Source organism: Sphingopyxis lindanitolerans (genome assembly GCF_002993885.1).
Taxonomy (GTDB): domain Bacteria; phylum Pseudomonadota; class Alphaproteobacteria; order Sphingomonadales; family Sphingomonadaceae; genus Sphingopyxis; species Sphingopyxis lindanitolerans.
Window position 1 is genome coordinate 2,175,142 of the sequence record NZ_CM009578.1, and the last position, 20,389, is coordinate 2,195,530.

18 protein-coding genes are annotated in these 20,389 nt (G+C 62.2%); 7 read left to right on the forward strand and 11 right to left on the reverse strand.

What is annotated here, in order from left to right; all coding sequences use genetic code 11:
• Positions 1–107 precede the first annotated feature (107 nt).
• Together CVO77_RS10490 and CVO77_RS10495 are read left to right on the forward strand one after the other, a co-directional pair.
• Positions 108–1,517, forward strand: a complete 1,410-nt coding sequence (locus CVO77_RS10490) for an FAD-binding oxidoreductase (protein WP_105999003.1) — start codon at positions 108–110, stop codon at positions 1,515–1,517.
• Positions 1,514–2,125, forward strand: a complete 612-nt coding sequence (locus CVO77_RS10495; RefSeq protein WP_105999004.1) for a glutathione S-transferase family protein — start codon at positions 1,514–1,516, stop codon at positions 2,123–2,125. The genes CVO77_RS10490 and CVO77_RS10495 overlap by 4 nt, the downstream gene beginning before the upstream one ends.
• On the opposite strand, the gene CVO77_RS10500 is transcribed toward CVO77_RS10495, so the two are convergent.
• Both CVO77_RS10500 and CVO77_RS10505 read right to left on the reverse strand, forming a co-directional pair.
• The gene (locus CVO77_RS10500) at positions 2,126–3,238 is read right to left on the reverse strand and encodes an acyl-CoA dehydrogenase family protein (RefSeq protein ID WP_105999005.1); all 1,113 of its coding nucleotides are present in this window, start codon (positions 3,236–3,238) and stop codon (positions 2,126–2,128) included. It abuts the gene before it with no gap.
• A 12-nt stretch (positions 3,239–3,250) separates the two neighbouring features.
• Positions 3,251–4,432, reverse strand: coding sequence for an acyl-CoA dehydrogenase family protein (locus tag CVO77_RS10505; protein ID WP_105999006.1), 1,182 nt, complete (start codon positions 4,430–4,432; stop codon positions 3,251–3,253).
• A gap of 238 nt (positions 4,433–4,670) precedes the next feature.
• Between CVO77_RS10505 and CVO77_RS10510 the strand changes: the two genes are divergently transcribed.
• Positions 4,671–6,323: a long-chain fatty acid--CoA ligase gene (locus CVO77_RS10510; protein WP_105999007.1), complete on the forward strand. Its 1,653-nt coding sequence runs from the start codon at positions 4,671–4,673 to the stop codon at positions 6,321–6,323.
• A 39-nt stretch (positions 6,324–6,362) separates the two neighbouring features.
• On the opposite strand, the gene CVO77_RS10515 is transcribed toward CVO77_RS10510, so the two are convergent.
• The 3 genes from CVO77_RS10515 to CVO77_RS10525 all read right to left on the reverse strand — a co-directional run bounded on the left by CVO77_RS10515 (position 6,363) and on the right by CVO77_RS10525 (position 10,701).
• Entirely contained in the window at positions 6,363–7,307 is a 945-nt protein-coding gene (locus tag CVO77_RS10515) for an IclR family transcriptional regulator (protein ID WP_242445894.1), read from the reverse strand.
• A 101-nt stretch (positions 7,308–7,408) separates the two neighbouring features.
• Positions 7,409–7,858 carry a nuclear transport factor 2 family protein gene (locus tag CVO77_RS10520; protein WP_105999009.1) on the reverse strand — a complete coding sequence of 150 codons (450 nt, stop codon included), beginning with the start codon at positions 7,856–7,858 and terminating at the stop codon, positions 7,409–7,411.
• 83 nt (positions 7,859–7,941) lie between these two features.
• Positions 7,942–10,701 carry a TonB-dependent receptor gene (locus tag CVO77_RS10525; protein ID WP_105999010.1) on the reverse strand — a complete coding sequence of 920 codons (2,760 nt, stop codon included), beginning with the start codon at positions 10,699–10,701 and terminating at the stop codon, positions 7,942–7,944.
• 254 nt (positions 10,702–10,955) lie between these two features.
• Here CVO77_RS10525 and CVO77_RS10530 point away from each other — a divergent pair, with 254 nt between their 5' ends.
• Positions 10,956–11,297: a carboxymuconolactone decarboxylase family protein gene (locus CVO77_RS10530; protein WP_105999011.1), complete on the forward strand. Its 342-nt coding sequence runs from the start codon at positions 10,956–10,958 to the stop codon at positions 11,295–11,297.
• Between the two features lie 70 nt (positions 11,298–11,367).
• Here the strand turns inward: CVO77_RS10530 and CVO77_RS10535 are convergent, their stop codons facing one another.
• Genes CVO77_RS10535 through CVO77_RS10555 form a run of 5 tightly spaced genes read right to left on the reverse strand, consistent with a single transcriptional unit; the run spans position 11,368 to position 15,990 of the window.
• On the reverse strand, positions 11,368–11,928 hold the full coding sequence (locus CVO77_RS10535; protein ID WP_105999012.1) for a hypothetical protein: 561 nt from the start codon (positions 11,926–11,928) through the stop codon (positions 11,368–11,370).
• Positions 11,922–12,671 carry an SDR family NAD(P)-dependent oxidoreductase gene (locus CVO77_RS10540; RefSeq protein WP_242445895.1) on the reverse strand — a complete coding sequence of 250 codons (750 nt, stop codon included), beginning with the start codon at positions 12,669–12,671 and terminating at the stop codon, positions 11,922–11,924. The genes CVO77_RS10535 and CVO77_RS10540 overlap by 7 nt, the downstream gene beginning before the upstream one ends.
• Positions 12,658–13,482: an amidohydrolase family protein gene (locus tag CVO77_RS10545; RefSeq protein WP_105999014.1), complete on the reverse strand. Its 825-nt coding sequence runs from the start codon at positions 13,480–13,482 to the stop codon at positions 12,658–12,660. The genes CVO77_RS10540 and CVO77_RS10545 overlap by 14 nt, the downstream gene beginning before the upstream one ends.
• A 37-nt stretch (positions 13,483–13,519) precedes the next feature.
• The gene (locus CVO77_RS10550) at positions 13,520–14,614 is read right to left on the reverse strand and encodes an NADH:flavin oxidoreductase (protein ID WP_105999015.1); all 1,095 of its coding nucleotides are present in this window, start codon (positions 14,612–14,614) and stop codon (positions 13,520–13,522) included.
• Positions 14,615–14,628: 14 nt separating this feature from the next.
• Positions 14,629–15,990, reverse strand: a complete 1,362-nt coding sequence (locus tag CVO77_RS10555; RefSeq protein ID WP_105999016.1) for a spinster family MFS transporter — start codon at positions 15,988–15,990, stop codon at positions 14,629–14,631.
• Between the two features lie 226 nt (positions 15,991–16,216).
• Here CVO77_RS10555 and CVO77_RS10560 point away from each other — a divergent pair, with 226 nt between their 5' ends.
• The 3 genes from CVO77_RS10560 (at position 16,217) to CVO77_RS10570 (ending at position 18,169) form a co-directional block, all read left to right on the forward strand.
• Positions 16,217–16,693 (forward strand): DUF3237 domain-containing protein, encoded by a 477-nt coding sequence (locus CVO77_RS10560; protein WP_105999017.1) that lies wholly within the window; start codon positions 16,217–16,219, stop codon positions 16,691–16,693.
• A 136-nt stretch (positions 16,694–16,829) separates the two neighbouring features.
• A complete protein-coding gene (locus CVO77_RS10565) occupies positions 16,830–17,663 on the forward strand; it encodes an SDR family oxidoreductase (RefSeq protein WP_242446186.1) in 834 nt (277 codons plus the stop codon).
• A gap of 32 nt (positions 17,664–17,695) precedes the next feature.
• Positions 17,696–18,169, forward strand: a complete 474-nt coding sequence (locus CVO77_RS10570) for a nuclear transport factor 2 family protein (protein WP_105999019.1) — start codon at positions 17,696–17,698, stop codon at positions 18,167–18,169.
• Between the two features lie 182 nt (positions 18,170–18,351).
• Here CVO77_RS10570 and CVO77_RS10575 read toward each other — a convergent pair whose 3' ends face one another.
• Positions 18,352–20,352 (reverse strand): phytase, encoded by a 2,001-nt coding sequence (locus tag CVO77_RS10575; protein WP_105999020.1) that lies wholly within the window; start codon positions 20,350–20,352, stop codon positions 18,352–18,354.
• Positions 20,353–20,389: the final 37 nt, after the last annotated feature.

The window sequence follows — 20,389 nt, forward strand, 5'->3', positions numbered from 1 at the left end:
GCCTCGACTGTCGATTATTTCATCCGGAATATAGATCCCGAAGATCGGGCGGGATGGACCAATCCGACCGAGCCGGCCTATCGAAGCGTTAGAAAAGGTCCGGCATCATGGTGCATTCCCGAATCGACGACAAGTTTCTCGAGGCGCTTGCCGCCGCCTGTGGCGGTCGCATTTCGCTTTCCGAGGACGACCGGCGAACCCATGGGAGCGGTGAGGCCTATCATGCGCCGATGCCACCCGATGTGGTCGCCTTCCCGTCATCGACGGACGAGGTCAGCCGGATCGCCGCCCTATGCCATGACGCTGGCGTCCCGATCATCGCCTTTGGGGCCGGCACGTCGCTCGAGGGCAATGTGGCGGCGCCTTTTGGCGGCGTCTGCCTCGACCTTCGGGGGATGGATGCGATCGTCGAAATTGCAGCCGCGGATCTCGATTGCATGGTTCAGGCGGGAGTGACCCGCCTTCATCTCAACAAGATGCTGCGAGACACCGGACTCTTCTTTCCGATAGATCCGGGCGCGGATGCGACGATCGGCGGAATGGCGGCAACGCGAGCGTCGGGAACCAATGCCGTGCGCTATGGCACGATGCGCGACGCTGTCCTGGGGCTGACCGTGGTGCTGGTTGATGGATCCATCATATGCACGGGAACCCGGACCCGCAAATCCTCGGCGGGATACGACCTCACGCGGCTTTTCGTCGGTTCGGAAGGCACGCTCGGGATCATCACCGAAGTGAGATTGCGGTTGCACGGCATTCCGGAGACGGTTCGTGTCGCCCGAAGCCATTTCGAAACGCTGGCAGATGCGGTCTCTACGGTCACGCAGATCATGCAGATGGGCATTCCGGTTGCCCGGGTCGAACTCGCCGACGCGGCGCAGATGCGTGCGATCAACGCCTACTCGCGCAGCGCCTATCCCGAACGTGACACATTATTCTTCGAGTGCCATGGTGCCGAAGGCGCCGTTGCCGAGCAAATCGCACTGGTCGAGATGCTCGTCCGGACCCATGGCGGTCTTGACTGGACGATCGCCCTAAATGCCGAGGATCGCAGCCGCTTGTGGCAGGCGCGCCACGATGCGCTTTATGCGTCCACCGCTCAACGTCCCGGATCCAAGGGCTATATTACCGACGTCTGCGTGCCCGTCTCGCGTCTTGGGGATTGCATAGAGCTCGCACGTGAAATGATTGCAAAAGCCAGCTTCCCGGCCACGATTGTCGGGCATGTCGGCGACGGCAATTTCCACGTCATCTGCCCGATCGACCCGTCGTCCGAGACCGAACGAAAAGAAGCGCATACCATCGCCGATGCGCTTGCACGCCAGGCCATTGCCGTGGGGGGCACTTGCACCGGCGAGCATGGCATCGGACTTGGCAAGCTCGATTATATGACGATCGAGCACGGCCAGGCCGGCGTCGATGCCATGTGGCTCATCAAGCGGGCCTTCGATCCCCGGGGATTGCTCAATCCCGGCAAAGTTCTTCCCAAACCATCCACGGAAAGCCCCTCTTCATGATAATCTTGCACGCAAATGGCAGTTGTTCGCTCGGCATTCTCCAATTGGTCGAGGAAGCGGAGCTCGAATACAAGATCAAGTCCGTTGACCTCGCTGGCGGCGAGCAGCGCACCGAGGCGTTTCTCGCGGTCAATCCAAAGGGGAAGGTGCCGGCTCTGATTCTCGACAGCGGCGCGTTGTTGACCGAATGGCCCGCGATCGCCACCTATATCGCCGCACAGGATTCGACGGGGCGCCTGATCCCCGAAGACCCTCTCTCGAAGGCGCGGGTCTATGAGGCCGTCGATTATATCGTCTCCACGGTTCACATGCAGGGCTTTACCCGGATGGTCCGGCCCGGGAATTTCACGCCGGGCGAAAAGGATCATGACGCCGTGAAGGCGCGCGGGCGCGCCATCTTCGACGGTGGGCTTGCCGTCATGGACGAAGCACTTGGCGCGCGCGATTATGTCGTCGATCAATTCAGCATCGCCGATGCGGCGCTCTTTTATTGCGAGAATTGGAAGGTGAACCGCCTGGGCGAGACTCTGCCGCCGCGGCTTGAGGCTCATTTCAACCGCATGCTGGCGCGCCCGGCCACAGTTCGCGCTATCGCGCGATCTTCCTGACTAGCGATTGAGTTCAGCGAAACGCGCCTTGTGGTGGTCGCGGTCGCCATGGGCGATGTCGAGCATCATTTGCCGGCGAAGATGGTGGCTGACGATCAGTTCCTCGCTGGTGCCGACGCCGCCGTGGAGCTGCACCGCCTGCCGCGTCACCACAAGACCGCATTGTGTGACACGAACTTTCGCTGCGGCGATCAGCGATGACGCTTCTCCGCAGCTGGCGAGCTGGGATGCTGCGACCATCGTCAAGGCACGCGCCTCTTCGCAGGCGATATTCATGTCGACGACCTTGTGCTGCACGACCTGAAAGGTGCCGATCAACACCCCGAATTGCTGGCGCGTGCGGACATGGTCCAGTGTCGCGGCGGCGGCCGCCTCCATTGATCCCACGGCCTCGGCCAAATGCGCGACGATCGCGCGGTCGCGCGCCGCATCGATACGATCAGCGGCCTCGCCGAGCCCACCCACCGGGATACCCACAACATCGGCGAATTCGAGGCTGCAATGACGATGTCCGTCGATCGAGCGAAACCGCTGCACCCTGAGCCCTTCTGCCGTTCGCGGAACGAGGAACAGACTGATACCGTCGCGATCACCCATGCTGCCCGCAATGCGCGCCGAGACCAGATACCAGTCGGCGTCGGCCCCGTCCTCGACATGCGTCTTCACGCCGGTCAGGCGAAACGCATCGCCGTCCATTGATGCGAAGGTGGTGATCGCCGCAGTAGCATATCCCTCATCCTCGATCAGCGCCGCCGCGATCCGCGCCTTCCCCGCGCCCACCTGTTCGAGCAGAGCGGTGCAATAATCACCGCCGCCCGCCATGAGCGCGGGGGCGAGAACGCAATAGCTGACATAGGCCTCGGTCATCAGGTGACGCCCCAAACCCTCCATGATGGCCATGATCTCGATCGGACCCCCGCCGAGCCCGCCTTCGGCTTCGGCGATCGGCAGCATCAACCAGCCGAGTTCCGCCATCTGCGCCCAGCGGCGCGCGGTGCCCTCGGCCCCTTCCTCCAGCCGTTTCAGCCGGTCGGCCGCGCTCCATTCTTCGTCGCCGAAACGCTCGACGCTGTCGCGCAGCATCTGCTGCTCGTCATTATAGGCGAACTGCATGCGTGATCTCCCTCAAAGGCCGAGCGCGCGGCGCGCGATAATATTGCGCTGAATTTCGCTCGACCCGCCGTAAATGCTGGTCACGCGCGAATAGAGCGCACCCTGCAGCGCGAGCGGCATATCCCGCGGCAGCGCGCTCGCATCGTCGAGCGCCGCGAAATGCTGTGCCTTCGGCCCAAGTGCCTCGACCCACAGGGCCGTCGCCTGTTGTGTCAGTTCGGACCAGCGCAACTTCACCATCGACCCACGCGGCCCCGAGTCCGCCCCTGTCGCGGCGTCGGCCATCAAGCGCAGCACCATCGCCTGCACCGCCATCGCCTCGATCTCGACCTGCGCAAGCTTCGCCCGGAATTCGGGCTTGTCGATCAAGGGGCCGTTCGCAGTCCGGCGGCGTGACGCCGCCTCGCGCACCGCGCGCAAGGTTTGCGGCAGAAACATCGCGGTCGCCGCCGCGACCATCCGCTCGCGGTCGAGCAGCACCTTCCCGTAATTCCAGCCCATGCCCTCCTCGCCGACCAGATTGGCAGCGGAAATCCGGACATCGTCGAGGAACACCTCGTTCGTGTGATACTTCTCGTCGAGCGTGCGGATCGGGCTGATCCGGATGCCTGGCGTGTCCATATCGACAAGCATCAGCGAAATACCCTGCTGTCGCCGCGCCTCTGCCGAGGTGCGCGCGAGAAGGAACATGCGCGTCGCGACATGCGCATAGCTCGTCCACATCTTGTGCCCATTGATCACATAATCGTCACCCTCCCGCGCCGCGCGGGTCCGCAGCGCCGCAAGGTCGGACCCTGCGCCGGGCTCCGAATAGCCCTGGCACCACCAATCCTCGCCGGTGATGATCCGGGGCAGGTAGAAATCCTTCTGCGCCTGGCTGCCATAGGTGAAGATGATCGGGCCGATGAGTTCGAGGCCCTGATGAAACTGCGACGGCGCATCGGCGGCCGACGCCTCCGACCAGAAGATGTAAAGCTGCTGCGGCGTCCAGCCGGTCCCGCCATATTCCTTGGGCCAGGTCGGCGCGCCCCAGCCCCGATCGGCCAGACGCCGCTGATAAGCCGTCAGCGTCGCGGGAGAGAGGCGCAGTCCGGCACGAATGGTTGTCTTCCACTCTTCAGGAATCGAGTCCGCGAAAAAGGCGCGCACTTCCTGCTGAAAGGCCCGGTCTTCCGGGGCGAGATCCAGATTCATTGTCGCATCTCCCATCACTTGCCAGGGCTTAGCGTCGAGGAGGGGCGACTGGCTCGCAGACGAGTGCCGGACGCGCCAATTTCGCAAATGTGATTGTCGCGGCGCCTCGAAACACGGCGACGCCCGGGCGAAAAAATCACACAGGCAATAAGCAGCGCGCAAAGGAGGCGCCGCTTCGCAGCGGCCGCCGGCTGGGCGATCGTCCCTCTCCACCAGATCATTGCAAGGGAGAGAATGGATGCAAGGCCTGATGCAGGCGCAGCAACTGACGACGGCGATGCTGATCCGGCATGCCGCGACCAACCATCCACGGCGCGAAATCGTGTCGCGCGGTGTCGACGGATCGCTGACGCGCTCGAACTGGCAGACGGTCGAGCGCCACGCCCGCCACATCGCCGCGAGCCTCGCCGATCTTGGCCTTCGCCCAGGCGACCGCGTCGCGACGCTCGCGTGGAATCGGCTGCCGCACCTCGAACTCTATTATGGCGTGAGCGGCGCAGGCATGGTCCTCCACACCGTCAATCCGCGCCTGTTTCCCGAACAAATCCGCTACATCATCGACCATGGCGGCGCGCGCCTATTGTGCGTCGACCCCGACCTGATCGCGATCATCGAACCGATGCTCGGCGACCTGCCGAAGATCGAGCATGTCGTCATCCTCAGCGATCAAGCCGATACTCCCGCATCCAGCATCGCCGATCCGATCTCGTACCAAAGCCTGATCGCTGGCCCGCGCGCGATCGAGGCCTGGCCCGACATCGACGAGAATTGCGCCAACGCCCTCTGCTATACGAGCGGAACGACGGGCGATCCCAAGGGCGTCCTCTACAGCCACCGCTCGACCGTGCTGCACGCGATGAGCGCGCTCGCGAATGACAGCATGTCGCTCGGTGCCGCGGACTCGATCCTCGTCGTCACGCCGCTGTTCCACGTCAATGCGTGGGGCATTCCCTATTCCGCGGCGATGGCGGGGGCGAAACTGGTCCTGCCCGGATCCGCGCTCGATCCCGTTTCGCTCTTCGAATTGATGCGCGATGAAGACATTAGCTTCTCGCTCGGCGTCCCGACGATCTGGTTCGCTTTCCTCGACTATCTCGAACGCGAGTGTTCGCCCGAAGACCGGGCCGGGCTCCAGCTCAATCGCATCTTCACCGGCGGCGCCGCGACGCCGCGCTCGCTGATCGAGCGGTTCCGCGACCTGCTCGACGTCGAGACGGTGCAGGCGTGGGGCATGACAGAAACCAGCCCCGTCGCGACCGTCTGCCGCCCGCTCGCGCATCACGCCGATCTCCCTGAAGCAGCGCAGATCGACCTGCGCGCGATGCAGGGCCGCGCCGTGTTCGGCATGGAACTGCGTATCGAAAACGAGGACGGCATGGAACTGCCGCGCGATGGCGAAGCGGCGGGGCTCCTCAAGGTGCGCGGCCCCTGGGTTCTGAATGCCTATGAGGGGCAGCCGACGGGAAGCGCGCTCGATGCCGGCGGCTGGTTCGACACCGGAGACGTCGCGAAGATCGATCCCGACGGCTTCCTGCAAATCACCGACCGCGCCAAGGATGTGATCAAATCGGGCGGCGAGTGGATTTCGTCGATCGATCTCGAAAATGCCGCCGTCGCCCACGCCAAAGTAGCCGAGGCGGCGGTGATCGGCGTCGCGCATCCCAAGTGGCAGGAACGCCCCCTGCTGCTCGTCCGGCCACACCCCGGCGAGACATGCACGAAGGACGAGATCGTCGCGCATCTCACCGACAAGGTCGCACGCTGGTGGTTACCGGACGATATAATATTCGTCGACGAACTGCCGCATACCGCGACGGGCAAGCTGCTCAAGACTGAACTCCGCAAGCAGTACGGCGATCATTTCGGCGCGGCGAACGGCGCGCTCACCTGATCGCCGGCCGCATGACGAACCGACGCTGCTGTAATGGCGTCACTCGGCGGCAACAGCCAGTTCATCGAGATAATCGTCCGGCTCGGAGGACGGACGATCCTCGTGCGGGTAGCGCCGCCGAAACTCCGCGATCGTGTCTCGCATGATTTCCACCAGCTCGGCCCGTCGCGGAGACAAGCGCTCCGTCGTCCCCCCAATGCCGAGGACGAGCGGTATGCCGTGCAGGGTTTCGCCCAGCGGCATGGCGATCGAACCAATGCCGGGCACCGGATGGTCCGGCCAATAGCAATAGCCCGTATGCCGTATCCAGCGGATGTGCTGCATCACATCGGGCAAGGAAATCTGCTGCCCCGGGTTCAACCCATAATAGTTGGAATAACGATAGATCTTGTCGATTTCGCGGTCACGCATCTGGCTCATCAATGCCATCCCCGAGGACGCATCAAGCATCAATCGCATCTCGCCGGGATTGGGCGGCCGCTTGTGCGGATGGTGAGGAACCCGCATCATCATATATTGGATGAACAAATCATTCTGCGTGACGAGGACCACCGTCTCATCGGTCAGGCGGAACAACTCCTCGATCAGCCACTGATAGCCATTCGCGAGGGCGATGTGGCTGAAGATCCAGCTTCCCAGCGAAGCGACCTGCAAGGTGGGAAGATAGGTCCGTGTAGCCCGGTTGTAATTCAGATACCCTTCGATCACCATGCTCTTGAGCAGATTGGTGGTGCTCGACTGGGGATAACCGAGAGCGGAATATATCTCGTTGAGCCTCAACGGCTTGCGACGATCTCGAAACAGCTCCAGCACTTCGAAGGTGCGCGAAGCCGATTTGACGGGCCTGCGTTTCATATCTCCACCCAACTGATGCGGCATCGGATGCCTAAGCGGCCAGTCCGTCGCCTGACGGCGATCTCTTCGACGAGCATGAAGGATGAATCGCCACCATAAGCCATCCAAACCATCCTGTCCGCCAGTCATATCACATATGTGATATGACTGGAAGCGCGGGACGGCCGGATCGGCGCGCGGTCATCATCGCGCCCGTGGTGGATTGCCGTCGCGGTGGGTGCGAAGCTTGTTCAGGACGGCGGGGCGGACTTTTTGTCGATGAGTTTTCGCATCGTCCGCCGAATGATCCGCCAGCCTTCCGGCCGTAATTCAAATCGATCGCGATATTCCGTGATCAGTTCCGTCCCCCGCAGCGGCACGGGCAGCGTGCCGTCGCCCCAAGGCCCATCGACAATCAATGCGATGCAATAGCCTTCCGCCTCGGTCGGGCCCAGAACGGTTACGAGCGGGTTCTGGAGAAGGTGCAGGTTAAAAAGCTTCTTTTGACGCGAGTCGAAATAGGCTCGAATGGCATCATGTCCCGCCAGGGTCCGCGGCGTATCATTGACGAGTTCCCAAATGGCATCGGCCGCAAAGACCGAAAGGAACAGTTCAGAGTCCCGCGTGTCGAGCCCGATGCAATAGCGGGTCATCAAGTTCCGACACGCCGCTTCGATGAGCCAGTTGTCCTCACTCCGCATGAAAGTCACCCTCCTTGATGTCGCTCGCCGATTGGCTCGACCAGGCAGCGACCTTGCACGGAAGTCGCTGCCTGGCCGGTCCTTCAAAACGCTTTGGAAATCGAGATCGCGTAGATGCGCGGTTCACGCAAAAACGCACGGGCAGTCAGCCCGATGGAATCATCATTATAAAGATAATCCGTCGTTGCGCGATTGTTCGTCACATTCTTCACGTAAAATTCGACATCCAGCTTCATGTCCTCGTGTGTGAACTTGAGGCTGAGATTGAGATTATCCCATGCCGGCAGATAATCCACGGCGGCGTTGTAAGGGCGAGCGAAGGAGTTGCCCTGCCGATAATAATCGCCGCGCAATGTCGTCGACCAGCTATCGGTCAGGTTCCACCGATATTCGGCACCAAAAGAAACGGTCCAGTCCGGGGCGTTGGGCAGCCTGTTCCCGGCCAGGTTGGCGGCTTCTCCCTGCGTGGGCACAAGCCCCATCGACGCATAGGTTCCCCCGCAAATGTTGAACATCGAATTGGGGTTGCCCGAAATTCCGGCAACTTCCGGCGCGCCATTGCTCCGCTGCACAATGGCGACGAAGTCGGCCAGCGCCGCCTTCGGCACGACACATACCGAGGCCGAGCCGTTCTTCACGATGGCAAGATCGGGATCATCCTGCGTGCGATCGAACAGGTCGAGCGAGCTTCCATTCTTTATCTTCGAATGCAGAAGGCCGCCCGTGAAGTTGAAGCGAAGGCCGTCGAGCGGACGCGCGACCGCTTCCAGCTCCAGTCCCATCACCTGCGCATCGACATTCTCGGTCACATTGACGCGGTTGACGAACTTCGAGATCTGGTAGTCCTTATAGTCATAATAAAAGGCCGAAGCGTTCAACGAAAGCGCTCCGTTCAGAAGCGTGTTCTTGGTTCCGATCTCGAGAGCGTTGACATACTCCGGCGCGAAGGTCGCCGGGATGTCGGAGGCCGCGGGGTTGAGGCCGCCGCCCTTGTATCCGCGCGATGCGAACGCATAGACGAGGGTCGAATCGGTCCAGCCCAACTCGGGCTTCCAGTCGATTCCGATGCGGCCCGTGAACGCCTCGAAGCTGGCTTCGAGGACGGGTGGATTGCCCGCCGGATAGCCAGATCCCGGCGTAAGAAGCCGGGCCGGGATATTGTCGAGCTGCTTGTCGTCCTTCGTGTAGCGCGCGCCGGCCGTGAGCTTCACCGTATCGGAAAGCTCGAAATAGGCCTCCCCGAAACCAGCATAGGAATGCAAGCGGTAGGGCTGATAGCTCAGAAAATAATTGTGCCCCTGTCCCATCAGGCTCGGGTTCGGATCGATGTAGATGCAGCCGGGATTATTGATGGCGCACGACGCACCGCCGTTCGCGACGTTGGCGAAGGCGGTCAGCGTGTGCGAATAGTTACCCGCTGCCTGGACCAGCCGAAAGTCGAGATAATTTCCGCCGACGCTGAAGTTGAAGGGCCCCGAAAAGGACGACGCCACCCTCAATTCATGGAAATGCTGCTTGCTCGTCCGGGTGTTGGCGTTGAGGTACATCAACCGGTCATAGGCGCCCAACTGCGGGTCGTTCACGATCCCGCCGGGGTAGAGCGCCGTCGAATTGAAAGCGATCTCCGGGTACACCAAAAGGGCATCCTGGCGCGAAGCGGTCTTGCCGGTTTGATAGGAACCGAGATATTCGACGCGAACCGTATCCACGACATCCCAGGTCAGGCCGCCTTGGTAGATGTCCTGTTGCGCCACATAGGAGGGCGTGACCGGCGTGGCGACCTGGTCGAAACCCGGAATCTGCGATTGGCCGGCAAACACATCGCCCGAAGCCAGACCGGCGCGATAGGCGGCAACGCCAAAGAATGTCGTCAGCGAGTTGGGAAGCGCCGTCGCCTTCCCCGGCGCCATCGCTTCGTTGGCGCAGCCCTGACTCAACAGCCCACGGACGATCGGATTGGTGATCGCCACGCCACCGAGCGAGGATGGACCGGGGTCGGCCGAGCATACGCCCTTACCGGTGGTGAGCCGGTCGTCATCCTCGCGAAAGCGCTGCCAGGTCAAATAGCCGCTCAGCCGATCCGTCGGCTTGAAGCCGAGCGTCGCACGAAAGGAATACATGCTGCGGCCGTCGATCGTATCGCCGTTCATCAGATTGCGCACATATCCGTTCCGGTCGAACATGCTGGCCGCGAGCCTCAGGCTCAGCACATCCTGAGCAAGCGGAATGTTGACCATGCCGCGGAACTTGCGGCCGCCATGATTGGTGAATTCCGCATTCAGCGATGCCTCGAAATCGTCGGTAGGCCGCGCCGGAATGACATTGATCACACCGCCCGTCGCGTTCCGGCCATAAAGGGTCCCCTGCGGCCCGCGCAGCACTTCAAGGCGCTGAACGTCGTACAGATCCATTTGGAAGAGCCGGTTGTCGGTGACGGGCGCGCCAGCGAAATGCACCCCGGTCGCCGAATCGCTCGATCCCGAAAAAGCCTTTGTACCAATGCCGCGAATGGTGACATTGTCTCCGCGCTGCCCCTGCGCGAAGGTCATGTTGGGCACGCCCGTCTGAATGTCGAGCCCGCTTTCGATCTTTTGAGATTTCAGCGCCTCGGTCCCGAATGCGGATACGGCGATCGGAACATTTTGCAGACTCTCTTCGCGCCGTTGCGCCGTCACCACGATGTCGTCGGCACCGACGGACTCGGCAGATGCGCTCGCATCTTCCGCCGCCTGCTGGCCAAAAGCAGGATAGGCTATCGCCATGGTAGCAATAGAGACGCTAGACAGAAAAATATTCTTGATTAAAATATTCATTTTAAACTCTCCCGCGGACACAATATTCATTAAATATTTGAAACTTCTTGATAATTAAGAAGTTTAAATTGCTCATTTTATGGAATTTCTAAAAATGATACTTTAATTCATAAATTATAGTATCGTCTCTGCGATATGTCTCTGTTACGCGGAGGCAGGCGCTTGTTATTCAAGATGTGATTATCCGCCACGTTCCAGCTTACCCCTTCGTCATGTTCCAATGATCGACAAGAAGGCCCGCATCGGCCGGGCGACACCTCGCTCGCCCATCAATGGAGCAAGCTATGATCGACTGGAAAGAATATCGCGGAGCGCTAATGGGCCGGATCGGTGAACTGGCTTCGCTGTCTCCTGATACGGTCGGCGGCTATATGACGGCTAGCGGCGCGGGCGCGAAAACCAATCATCTCGATGCAAAGACCAGAGAATTGATTGCGCTCGCAGTCGCCGTCACGACGCGCTGCGATGGCTGTATCGCCGTCCATTCCGGCAGGGCGATCGAGGCGGGCGCGAACAAGGAGGAGATCGCCGAAGCGCTGGGCGTGGCGGTCGCGCTGAATGCGGGGGCGGCCCTCGTCTATTCGGCGCGCGCGCTTGACGCCGTTTCGGCGCTGGAAACCGCCTGAGAATGATGGCTTCGCGGCAGGCCGATCGGACTTCGACCGACCTGCCCGCCGCGAAGGTCCCGCATCGGCTTTAGCCATATTCGACGTGGCGGCTGGCCAGGTGCGCAGCACCGTCCAGGAACAATCGCAGCCCACACAGGGTTTCCGAGCCGGTCACGGCCAACGCCAGCCGCGCCGCATCGCCAAACATGTCCGGATGGCGCCGATCGCATTCGATCGGGAGAAGGATGATATTGCATCGGACCGGCGGATCCATCCGACCGAGCGAGCGTCCCAATATGACCGTGGACCCGGCGGCCGCCGACTGAGGCGCGCCTTCCGGTTTTCCCAGATAGGCATCCGTGCCGACCAGCAGGAGACTGCCCGAAGGCTTGATCAGCGTTCGGGCCATGGCGGTCACGCGCTCGAGGCGGACCGTTGGCGCCAGATAGAGCCGCTCAAAATCTTCGTCAGAAAGTTCGAGAAAGGGAGTATCTCCCTCCTCATCCACCGCGTCGATCATGACGAGATCGAACGGTCCCTGCTCTGTCTCGGTGAAATCATGACCTTTCGTCAGTCGCTCGGCGATGGCCTCCGCGACCCCGGATCCGTTTCCGATCACTTTCAGGGAAAAGAAGCGCGCGCCTACCATAAATCGATCCCCAGGCCGGTTCCTTCATCGACAAGCAACGCTTGACCTCGCGTCCGCCGACCGTGTGGCGACGCGAGGTACCGTACCGCGGCCGCTATGACGTCCGGCGGCATGGGCCCATCGGAATAGGTGCGGGCAAGATGGGCCCTATGTTCGGCGGACAGGGTTCCCTGCATCAGGGTGTCGATCGCACCCGGGCCGACGGCGTTCACGCTGATCCCGCGGCGTCGGAACTCCATAGCCATAGACCGGGTCAGACTGATCACGGCCCCCTTGGTCATACCATAATGCGGGACATTGGGGCTCACCAGATAGGAAGCGGACGCAATATTGATGATTGCGGCCCCCTCATCCATCCGTCGCAGCGCTTCCTGGGAGGCGATGAACATGCCGAACATATTGACCCCCAGAACCTTGCGAAACTCGGCTTCGGAAATCGTCCCGATTGCACACCGCCTGCCGGGTATCCCCGCATTGTTGACGAGGAGGTCCAGCGACCCGTACCGATCGAACACGGCGGCGACGGCCGCCCGGTCGGTCACATCCAGCACTTCGATCGACAGGGGCAGCCGGTCAGGCGAGGAACGGGCAAGCGCATCGAGTGCATCGGCATCGCAGTCCGTGGCGATGACGTGCCACCCGTCCTCGAGGAGCCCTTTCGCAATGGCATGGCCGATCCCGCGGCCAGCCCCCGTGACGAGCGCCAAAGGCGCGCGGGACGCCACTGGCTCAGCCTTCTTCAAGCCCGAGGATCCGGGCGGCGTTGGCATAGGTGAACTTGTGCCAGGCTTCGTCGCTCCAGTCCCACCGCGCGCGAATCTTTTCCATCGCGTTCAGCGACGCGAAGGGAAAGGCGCTCGCATAGATGATCTGGTCCGATAGCTGCCCGTTGGCCGCGATCCACATCGCGTCACATCCCGGATTGGTCCAGTAAATCGACGGTTCGAGAAAGACGTTAGGTCGCCGGAAAGCCAAGCCGAGCCAGTCGAGAACCTGCGGCCATACCGCATGAGAATAGACGAATTTGACCATCGGAAAATCCGCGGTCGGCTCGTCGAACAGATAGGGATCGCCATATCGCCCAACGAGCGGCCCGACGGTCGTTATTACCGGAATCCCCAACTCGGCCGCCTTTTCATACAGCGGATATAATTGCCTGTCGTTGGGGAGGATGCGCGCGGTGAAGGGATCGATCGAGATGCCCTTCATGCCAAGGTCGCGCACGGCCCTTTCGACCTCCGCTACCGCCCGGTCGCCGGAAGAAACGTCGATGCCGGCAAAGCCGATGAGCGTGTCCGCATATTGCTTCACGCACTCCGCGATATAATCGTTGCTGGTTCCGAACGCGACCCCCTGATCCGACACGACCTGGCGTCCGGTCACCACCGCCTGCGTGACGCCGACGGCCTTGAGGTTGCCCATGAAGGCATCGAGTTCGATCTTGGGTGGCGGCGGGCAACCCCAGCGCTGCCACAGAAACTCTCGCCCCGGCTGATCGTAGAGCGACATGATTTCCTTGGTATTCGGTCGAGCCCGAAAGTCGATAAGACCCATGATATATCCTTCCCTTGAAATGAATTCGTCTGCTTGCTCAGACAAGCGTTTGCTCGGCGTCCTTCGAATAGGTGGCCAGATCCTGGAAACGTCCCGCACGAACCTTGCTGGGCCAGAGGGGGTCGGCCAAAAGCGCCCGGCCGATCGCGACCAAATCGAATTCGTTGCGGGCCAGCATGCCGTTCAGCAGTTCGAGACGGCTTTCGTCGATCGCGGTATCGACCCCGGTTCTGCTGACCAGAAATTCCTGATTCAGCCCGACGGAACCAACGGTGATGACCGTCATGCCCGTGAGCTTCTTGGTCCATCCGGCAAGGTTGAGCGTTTCGCCCTCGAACTCAGGCTCCCAGAACCGGCGCGACGAGCAGTGGAAAATGGTCACGCCGGCATCGACCATGCGTTCGAGGAATGCAGAGAGGTCGGCGGGGCCAGCGAAGAGCCGGGCATCATAATCCTGCTGCTTCCACTGCGAGAAGCGTAGGCCGATCGGAAAGCGGGCTCCCACTCGCCGCCGACATTCGGCCACGATCGCTTCGGCAAGCAGAAAGCGGTCGGCGCCATGCGCGTCCGCACGAAGATTCACCTCTGGCCAGAAAAATTGATCGACGAGATAGCCATGGGCAAAATGAAGCTCGACGCCGTCGAAACCCAGCCGCTTCGCATCCGCCGCCCCTTGGCCATAAGCCGTCACGAGCCGTTCGATGTCCCCATCGGTCATCGCACGCCCCACCGCCTGACCCGGAGCAAACAAGCCGGAAGGCGAGATCGCCTGAACGTCCGGATTGACGCTCAATTCGGACTGCCTCGCGGCGCCGGTATGCCAGAGTTGAGGAAAAATCGCGCTGCCGGCGTCATGGACCGCATCGACAACCCGCTTCCATCCGCCAAGTGGTTCGTCACCATAGAATAAGGGGATGCGCGAGTTGGTAATCGCCGCGGGCTCGTCGATCGCCGTGCCTTCCGAAATGATGAGGCCCGCCCCACCCTCGGCCCGCCGACGATAATATTGCACGACATCGTCGCCGGGCACGCCATCGGGGCTGAAACATCGCGTCATGGGAGCCATGACGACCCTGTTGGGCAAAGCGAGCGCCTCCGCACGGAACGGCGCAAAAAGATGATCGGGAATCATGGCAATCTCTCAGTTCAATCAAGTTCGAGTTCTTGGACGATGGTTCGGCGGGCCCGCCAGAAGGCCAACCCGGCAATCAGATTCGCCGGCGCGGTCAACAGGAGGGCCCACCGCAATCCTTCAGCGCTGCCGAGCGACGCGGAAAAAATGTCGGAGCATATGCCGATGAACAATGGTCCAAGCCCCAGACCTGTCAGCGTCAGGATGAAAAGCAGGATCGCGGCCGCGGTCGCGCGTGTTCCGGGGGAAACGAGCGTCTGAACCGCCGCGAAGGATGGGCCAAAGATCAGGCTCGATAGAAAAACCGGCAGGATCAGCAGCCCGGCCGCCATGACGAAACCGGGCGCCAGCATCACCAGGACGAAGGCGGGCGATGCCAATAGCAGCGCGATGGCCGGAACGGAGCAATAGCTGCGCAGGTCGCGCCGGGCGAGACGATCGGTGATCAGCCCTCCGGTGATGACGCCGGCCACGCCGCTCAGCCCTTTCACCAATCCTAGACTCACGCCGACGAGCACGAGCGGCCCGGTCCCGGCCGGAGACAGGGTCGAGATTTCGTCACCATGGACACGCAGAAAGAAGGAACTCCAGAACGCACCCTGGCCATAGGTTGCCACCGACGTCGCGGCGCCCGCAAAGCATATCCACCAGAAGGTGCGCTTGGACTTCAGCTCAATCCACGCATCCTTGATGCTCGCCTTCGGCTTGCCTTCGAGCGCACGAAGATTTCGGGGTTCTTTGACGGTCGCCATCAAGAGAACAGCCAGGATGATGCCTGGAGCGGCAGCGATGAAAAAGGCCATTCGCCATCCGAAAGCATCGGCGACGACAGCGCCAAGACCAAGCCCCAACAGTGTGCCGATCGGACTGCCCAGCGAAAAATAGGCCAAGGCTGAGGCCCGATTCTGTGGCGTCGTGAAATCGGCGATGAGGGAATGAGAGGGAGGCCCGCCCCCCGCCTCGCCACATCCGACTCCGACCCGCGCGAGCAACAGGTGCGCGAACGAATTGGCGATTCCGCACAGCGCGGTAAAGCCGCTCCACGCAAGAAGCGAGACCCCGATGATGATCGGCCGGTTCGATCGGTCGGCCAGACGGGCGATCGGCAGCCCCAGTACCGAATAAAAGAGCGCAAAGCTCAAACCCGTCAACATCCCCCGCTGCCAGTCGGCGAGGTGCAGATCCTGCTTGATGGGCTCGACCAGAATGTTGATAATCTGGCGATCTAGAAAATTGAGCGTCGAGACAACCAGCAACAACATCAGGATATAACGGCGATGGGATGGCGAAATATTCGCAACCCCGCCTTCGCCGCCCTGTCGCTCATCGGTGCTCGTTGCGTGGGTCAATGTGCGTTCCTCTGCCGTCTCAGCCATCTCTTGGGGAAAGGCTTGCGCGCACGATGGCGCAATTAGATCCGCAAGTCGCAGCCCATGGCGTCTTGCACCCGAATTTTACGAGTGTGATTTTCGCACCAGTTGCGGCGCGTGATTTGGAGCCCTTGGTGGTTACTGCTTTACACGCCGAACCAGAGGATCGCGGCACCGCCCACAGCGAGCAAGGGCTCGTGCGAAGACCAGTCCCCGAAATCAAGTGGAGAGAATGAAGATGGCCGGAATTGAAACACTTTCCTGGGAACCGCTGTTCGTGATGCGGCTCGACGTCGCCTATGATCGGGCGCACCCCGTGGGCGGCGAGAACAGGCGGGGCATCTTCCCGGTGGTCGGCGGCACTTTTGAAGGCCCAAAAATGCGAGGCCGCGTCCTCGACGGCGGCGCCGACTGGGTTTCCTGGCGCGGCGACGGCACGATGCTGATCGACGTGCGCACCGCTCTGGAAACCGACGATGGTGCCCTCATATCGATGCAATATACCGGCTTGTCGACACCGACCTCTCCGGAAGCCGCGGCCCGCTTTGCGCGCCGCGAACCCAGCCCCTACGAAGACCTCTATCTCCACACAACGCCGCGCTTCGAAACCGCGCACGCGAAATATGAATGGTTGAATCGCGTGATCGCGGTGTCGAACGGAATGCGCACCGACGACGGCCCGATGTATCACGTTTTCGCGATCACATAATCTCGGCGGCGCGCGGCGCCGTCACATTTCGAGCCGCGCCTCGTGGGCGGCTGCACCTGAAAGGGCATCAACAATGGAACAAGTGCAGGGCAAGATCGCTTTCATCACCGGCGGCGCGAGCGGGATCGGCTTTGGAATGGCGCAGGCCTTCGGCGAAGCGGGGATGAAGTTGGTGATCGCCGACGTCGATGTCGAGCGCCGGACAGCCGCGATCGACGCCTTGTCGAAAAATGGCTTCGACTGCCATGGCGTCGACCTCGATGTGCGCTCCGCCGCGTCCTGGACGGCCGCGGCCGATCTCGCCGAAGCGCGGTTCGGCGCCATCGATATCCTTTGCAACAATGCCGGCATCGGTCAGGGGCGCAGGACCGACGGAACGCGCCTGCTTCTGGAAGCGACCGACGAGGAACTGTTCCGGCTTGTTTTCGACATCAATGTGACGGGCGTATTTCTGGGCGCCCGGACATTCGTTCCGCGAATGGTCGCGCGCGGCGGGGCGGGCCATATCGTGAATACCGGGTCGATGGCAGGCCTCATCGCGCCGCCCGGCCTCGCAACCTACAGTGCTTCCAAATATGCGGTGACGGCACTTTCCGAGTCCCTGCGCGCCGAACTTGCCGACCGCCATATCGGTGTCTCGGTCCTATGCCCCGGAGGTGTGCAGAGCCGCCTCGAGACCACGTCCGCCGAGCGCCGCAACCAACAGCTCGGTTCCGGCTATGATCGCGAGACCGGTTTTCTGTCGGACAGGCCGATCAACCCGGAAATGATGGATCCGATTGCGGTCGGTCGCCATGTGCTTCGCGCCATTCGCAACAATGATCTCTATATTTTTCCGCACCCCGAATATGTCGATCTTATCGCTGAACGGTTTGCGGCGATACAGCGCAACATCGGCTTGTCAGCCCAGGATGGCTATACCGACCCGGACTGGCTTCTCGCAGCGTCGCGCAACCCCGCCTATTCCTAGAATGGTCGCAATACCCAAACCTCGACACCCTCTTGTCGCAGAAGGCGAGTTTCCCGATGAATGAAATCGACAAACTGCTCATCGAGCGGGAATGCCACAAGCTGATGGTCGATTATAATATCTATAATGACTCGCTCGACATCGATGCCTTCCTGTCGCTGTGGACCGACGATTGCGTCTTTTCGCGCGTCGTACCAGAGCCCGTGTTCCAGGTGTCCGGCCATGATGGTCTGCGCGCGGCGATGAACCAAATCATAGTGGGCTCCGACAGATTGCGCCGGCATCTGCTCGTAAATCCCAAGATCACGGTTCGTGACACCGATAGTGCGGAAGGCTTTTGTATCGGCCTGGCGATCTATGGCCCGGCGGGCGATCGCTCGCTTCCCGTCGCCATGGGGGGTGTGGAGCTCGTCGGCGAATATCGCGACCACTACCGGCGAACAGACAAGGGATGGAAAATAGCGCGGCGGGAACTGACGCGCGTCATCGACCTTGACGCTCCATAACGGATATTCCCTCGCTTCGGCGGACACGCTGTCCGCCATCAATGCGATTTGTCCGCCGTCAGAATATTTGGCGCAACTCGGGGCATAAATCAGCGGAGTGCGCGCCAGGAGCCGGCGCGAAACCCTGTTGGCACCCGTGCCGCTGCGCATCGGCCCCATGCCGACGCGCAGCGACCGGAAGATCAGAGATCGAGCCCCAGCGCCTTCGCCACCCGCTCCCACGGCACCAGTTTGAAATTCTGGTTTTCGGGCGGCGAGACGTTGCGGCCGTCCTGTGCGACCATCAGGCCGTGCGGGAAATTGGGACCCGCCGCGAGGCTGCTGACGTCGAGGCCGTCGGTTTCGGACACGCCGTCGATCCCCGCAGCCATGTCGGCGCCGATCCGGAACGAGCCGACATAGGCGTTGTCGCCTTCGCGGCGAAAGACGGCATAGCTGTCATTGCCCTGGCTGGAGACGACCAGATAGCCCTTGCCGCCCGCCATGGCATAAAGGCCCATCCCCTCCATATCGTCCTTGAGCGCGGGATTGTCGGCGATCTTCGCCAGCATCGTGCGCGCCGGGCCGCCGCGTGGATCGGCACCCTCGCGCCAGATGCCGACATCCTCTTCACCCGTATAGAGCATCCCCGCCTCGTCATCGGCGACGCAGCCTTCGACCTGGCTCGCGAAGGGCAGATCGCGCACCAGCGTCGCCCGCACCTTACCCGCTGGGGTCGCGACCAGTTCCCACTGGCGCATCTTACCGTCGGTCTGGTTGACGAACACATAGCTCTTCTTCGTCTTCGCGCTGCGATACATGCAAAGGCCGTAGGGGTCCGCGAAGCCGGTATCCTGCAGCCCGTCGGCGACGTCGGTCAGCTTGCGCGTCGCGGGATCGAGCGCATAGATCGAGATGCCCTTCGTCGTGCGGTTGCTTGCCGTCACCAACGTGACGTCGCGGCCGCCGAGGCGGAAGCCGCTGCGCAGGTCGACATTGTTCATGCGCCCGTCGGGCAGATATTGCAGCACCTTGCCGTCGAGACCATAGACATAGAGCCCCGATTGTTTCTGCGTCCCGATCACGACGCTTTGCGCGGGGTCGGCGGGGTTGATCCAGATCGCGGGATCGTCGGCGGCGTCGCCGCCGGTTTCGACCGGGACGGTCTCGACCGTCGCGAGCGCCAGCGGCATGGTCGCGGGCGCCGGCGCGGCCGGGCGCTCGGGAAGCCCCGCGGCGGCGAGCAGCGCCGGCCAGTGCGCGACCTTGAAATTGGGCTGTTCGGGCGCATTGTCGTCGTCGGCGACGACCACGACCGGGCCCGCGAGCGTGACGCTGCCCGCGTCCTCGACCTTGTCGGCGCCCGCCGCGAGCGTGACCGAGCCGAGATAGGCGTGGTCGGCGGCGGGGTCATAGATGTTCAGCCGGTCGGCCGAGGCGTCCGAGACGAGCAACCGTCCATCGGCGGCGATGGCGACACCCTTCGCTTCGTCGGTGATATGGCCGAGGCGAACGATATCGACGATCTCGGGCTTGATCTCGGCCTCGGGCTCGGCGGCGAAACGCCAGACGCCGATCGCTTCCTGCGAAAAATAGACCGAGCCGCGATCGTCGGCGGCGCAATAGCCGATTTCCGACCCCAGCGACCAGCGCCGCGCGATCCGCCCGCTCAGCGCGCCCGAGGCGTCGGCGGCGAGCCCCCATTGCTCGATCTCGCCCTTGTCGCCGACGAGGAAGAGATAGAGGGCGCCGTCGCGGTGGCTGCGTGAGAAGCAGAGCCCCGCGACGGTCATCGCGGGTTCGATCCCCGTCAGCGCCAGCGGCGCCGGAACGCCGCCGGCACCGACGCGGAACAGTTTCGGCGCATTCGCCTTGCCGTCGAGCGCGGCGAGCAGCGGCGCGCCGCCCGGCGCGGCGTCGGCGCGAAGATCGAGCGCACGGATATTGCCGACCTTATGCGTCGCGACGCGATGCCCGGCCAGGTCGAACACCTCGATCCCCGCCGATTCGGCGCCCGCGAGAATCAGCGTGCGCGACGGATCGCCGGGATCGGCGACCACGACCGCGCCATCGGCCCCCGACCCTTGCGTGGCCTCTGTCTCCGCCGCCGCGGCGACGGCGGGAAGCGCGGCGGCATCCTGGGCAGCGGCCGCTGCGGGAACAGTCCCCAGCGCGGCGGCGATTGCAAATAAACTGGTTTTCACTCTAACCCTCCCTCTTCACCCGGAACGCGGCCCTGCG